The sequence below is a fragment of the Methanospirillum sp. genome (assembly GCF_035560735.1).
In the GTDB taxonomy this organism is placed as follows: domain Archaea; phylum Halobacteriota; class Methanomicrobia; order Methanomicrobiales; family Methanospirillaceae; genus Methanospirillum.
On the sequence record NZ_DATMYY010000353.1, the window covers coordinates 1 to 4,059 of the forward strand.

4 protein-coding genes are annotated in these 4,059 nt (G+C 44.6%); all 4 read left to right on the forward strand.

Annotated features, from left to right (window positions below; translation table 11 throughout):
• Positions 1–153 precede the first annotated feature (153 nt).
• Positions 154–756 (forward strand): acyltransferase, encoded by a 603-nt coding sequence (locus tag VN429_RS10520; RefSeq protein WP_325633056.1) that lies wholly within the window; start codon positions 154–156, stop codon positions 754–756.
• Positions 740–1,828 carry a DegT/DnrJ/EryC1/StrS family aminotransferase gene (locus VN429_RS10525; protein WP_325633058.1) on the forward strand — a complete coding sequence of 363 codons (1,089 nt, stop codon included), beginning with the start codon at positions 740–742 and terminating at the stop codon, positions 1,826–1,828. The genes VN429_RS10520 and VN429_RS10525 overlap by 17 nt, the downstream gene beginning before the upstream one ends.
• On the forward strand, positions 1,829–2,743 hold the full coding sequence (locus tag VN429_RS10530) for a Gfo/Idh/MocA family oxidoreductase (protein ID WP_325633060.1): 915 nt from the start codon (positions 1,829–1,831) through the stop codon (positions 2,741–2,743). It begins immediately after the preceding gene.
• Positions 2,740–4,059, forward strand: a 1,320-nt coding sequence (locus tag VN429_RS10535; protein ID WP_325633062.1) for a nucleotide sugar dehydrogenase, incomplete at its 3' end; no start/stop codon positions are given. The genes VN429_RS10530 and VN429_RS10535, both read left to right, overlap by 4 nt.

Here is a 4,059-nt window from a genome sequence, read left to right on the forward strand (position 1 = left end):
ATCCTATATTATTCAGGACATGCTAAATTTATGTGACCTCAAATACAAGATAATCAAAAATATCAGGCTTTCAAACCACACCTTGATGGCTATATTGGGAAAGCAACCCAGTTATGAAACATAAAAACAGTCCTGATTGAAGTTGTAATTTACATGCAACCATATGGCACAAACAAACTGGGTCAGAATCTTACAATCTTTGAACCGGTAATACTTGGATTTCCTGCCCGATATCATCTAGGAATGGAATCTTATACCGGCTGCACCATAGGTGATAACTCAACACTTAGGCCGGGAACAACAATTTACGCAGACGTAACAATTGGTGAATCGTTTTCATCCGGGCATAACGTGATGATCCGTGAACAGACAATCATCGGGAATCAGGTTTCAATAGGAACGGGATCAATTATCGAAGGATATTCCACCATCGGTAATCGGGCTAATCTCCAAAGTCTGGTATATATTCCAACCAATACTACAATCGGAGACGACGTCTTTATCGGTCCGAACACGGTTCTGACCAATGACCGGTACCCCCCAAAAAAGGATGCTCTAATGGAAGGACCGGTCATCTACAGGCGGGCACGAATCGGAGCTAATGTCACCATTCTTCCCGGAGTAAGAATAGGAGAAAATGCCCTCGTTGCAGCGGGATCGGTAGTGACTAAAGATGTCCCCCCGGAAATGCTTGCAATCGGATCTCCTGCTCGCCATAAACCTCTACCTGTAGGAGCAAATGATTCCAATCGCTAAACCATCTGTAGGTGAAGATGAAGCATCCGCAGCAGCAGATATCATCAGATCCGGAACGATTGCTAGCGGAGAAGAAGTATCACAATTTGAGACAGAGTTTTCCAGGTTCATGGGATCACGTCATTCGATAGCAACCAGCTCCGGAACAGCCGCCCTTCATGTAGCCCTGCTTGCTGCGGGAATTTCCGCGGGAGATGAGGTGATTGTCCCGACATTCACATTTATAGCAACAGCCTCCGCAGTCAGCATGTGCAATGCAACACCGGTATTTGCTGATGTCGATGAAAAATATTATTCACTCGATCCTGAATCAACTCTTGAACAGATCAATCCACGAACACGCGCCATAATACCCGTTCATCTGTTTGGTCAACCATGTGATATGAAAACTCTCGGAGAGATCTGTGATGATCATCATCTTCTCATGATAGAAGACTGTGCTCAGGCACATGGCACCCGGTTTGAGGGGACAATGACCGGGTCATTCGGATTATCCGGATGCTATTCCTTTTATCCTACCAAAAATATGACAACAGGAGAAGGAGGAATGGTAACCACCCAACATGATGAATATGCGCAGCACGTGAAGCGATTGATCAACCATGGTCAGGCATCAAAATACAGTCACACTGAAATCGGTTATAATTACAGACTGACAAATATCGGCGCAGTAATCGGACGGATTCAATTACGAAAACTGCCTGAGTTCAATAGAAAGAGGCAGGAGAATGCTGCTTATTACCAGAAACATATCACTCGAAAAGGGATTATCTGTCCTGCAATAAGGCGTGGATGCGAACATGTCTTTCACCAGTATGCCATCAGAGTGCTTCCTGAGTGCGATCTCTCCCGGGACCAACTCACCAAGGCCCTCACCCATGAAGGAATCGGAACAGCAATCCATTACCCGACCCCTGTACATAAACAACCAGTCTATCAGGGAAAGATAAAGAGTAGTCCTGCCCCGGTTTCCATCCAACTTGCAAATGAAATTCTCAGTCTCCCAATCTGGCCGGGGCTCACAATGGACAATTTGGCTTTCATATGTAAGTCTATCAATGAGGCGATATGAATGGATGTCGGCGTAATCGGAACCGGACAGATGGGGCGAAACCATGTCAGGGTATACTCAGAACTCAAAGAAGTCAATGATGTATATGTTTATGATGTGCAGCAGGAAAATGCTACCCGCATTGCTAAAGAGTATGAAACCTTCGTTGCATCAGACATCAGAAAACTGATCCAGAATGTGGATGCCATCAGTGTCTGTGTTCCGACCCCATATCATTTCAACACGGTGAAAGAACTACTTGGGACTGGTGTTCACCTCCTTATTGAGAAACCTATCTGTCAGAGATCAGATGAAGCCAAAACCCTTATTGAACATATTCCAGAGGATATCATAGTAGGGGTTGGTCATATTGAACGGTTTAACCCGATTGTTGCTGAGATCCGCAATATTATGAAAAAACCGCTTTTCGTTGAGTTGAAACGCCATAATCCTACCTCATCGAGGTTATCAGGTACCAGTAACGTTGTTGAGGACCTGATGATCCATGACATTGATATCATTCTTCATATGCTCTTTTCCGGAAAACCATCATTACACGCAATGGGAACTGAAGATGTCGCATCTGTTCTGATGAAATACGGAGAGGCAGTTGTACAGGTATCGTCAAGCCGCAAATCTTCAAAGAAGATCAGAATGATCCATATTGAACAGGAAGACATGACCATTGAAGGCGATTTTATGACCCAGGAGATTTATGTATACCGTAAACCCGGGCAGTATAAAATTGAAAATGAACGGTATGTCCAGGAAAATATTGTGGAAAAGGTCCAGGTTGCAAAGAAAGAGCCTCTCAGGACTGAGTTACAAACATTTCTTTCCTGTATTAAAACTAAAACTCCTTTTCCGGTTACCCCAATGCAGGCATACCAGAACATCAGACTTTGTGAAAAGATCATGGACATGATACGCGAATGACAACTACTCTAGAGGGGTTAATCCATAAACGCGGCTTGATTCGAACTGTCGGAGTAATTGGAATGGGGTATGTGGGTATACCATCAGCAGTCCTGTTCGCCAGAACTCCTGCAATAGAAAAAGTATATGGGTTCCAGAGAAATTCTCCGACTTCCGGCTATAAAATATCCATGATCAATGCCGGAGAACTTCCACTCAAGGGTGAGGAACCAAATTTACCAGAAATGCTCAGGGAAGTCACCTCAACACATAAATTATGTTGTACTGATGACTTTTCCAAAATTTCATCCTGTGATGCAGTAACGATTGCTATACAGACCCCATTCCTTAACCCAAAAGATTTACTCCCGGATTTGGCAGCTCTTGAAGATGGCATCCGCCAGGTTGGTCGCTACCTGACCAAGGGAACACTAGTCGTTCTTGAATCAACAATCACTCCGGGAACGACTGCAGGAACAGTCAGGAAAATCCTGGAAGAGGAGTCTGGACTAGTAGCGGGCGAAGATTTTGCGCTGGCCCATGCACCTGAACGAGTGATGGTTGGAAGGTTAATCAAAAACATTCAGGAGCATGATCGAATAGTCGGAGGAATTGACGAGGTCAGCACCAGACGAGCAACAGAGTTGTACTCTTCAGTGCTGACAACCGGAAAAGTCATTCCAATGACAAGCACAGCTGCTGAAGTTACAAAAACCGCTGAGAATACCTTCAGAGATCTCCAGATTGCAGCAATAAACCAGTTAGCTCTCTATTGTGAAGCAATGGGGGTGAATGTATATGATGTGCGAAATGGTATAGATTCACTCAAAGGCGAAGGAATTACCAGGGCTATGCTCTGGCCGGGAGCCGGGGTCGGTGGGCATTGTCTGACCAAGGATACATATCATCTTGAACGGGGAGTGCAGATATCAGGGATAGAAAAACTGGACTATCCACCCGGGTTAGATTCACTTTATGTAACCGCCCGTAAGATCAACGATTTTATGCCCGATCATATGTTCCATCTCCTGGAAGATGGGTTAAACCGGATTAATAAAGATGTACGAGGAAGTCATATCGCTCTTCTCGGTTGGGCATTTCTTGCAAATACTGATGATGCACGAAACTCACCGTCAGAAATTTTTTATCATCTGACTGTTCAAGCTGGCGCAATGGTCCATGTTCATGACCCTTGGGTTAAAACCTGGCAGGGGGTGCCAATTTCGTCTTCAATTTCTGAAACAGTATCCAGAACTGATGCCGTGGTCATCTTTACCGGGCATCGGGATTACCTGTCTTTGGATCCCGTAAATATTAGAAAACATACCGGGATAGAC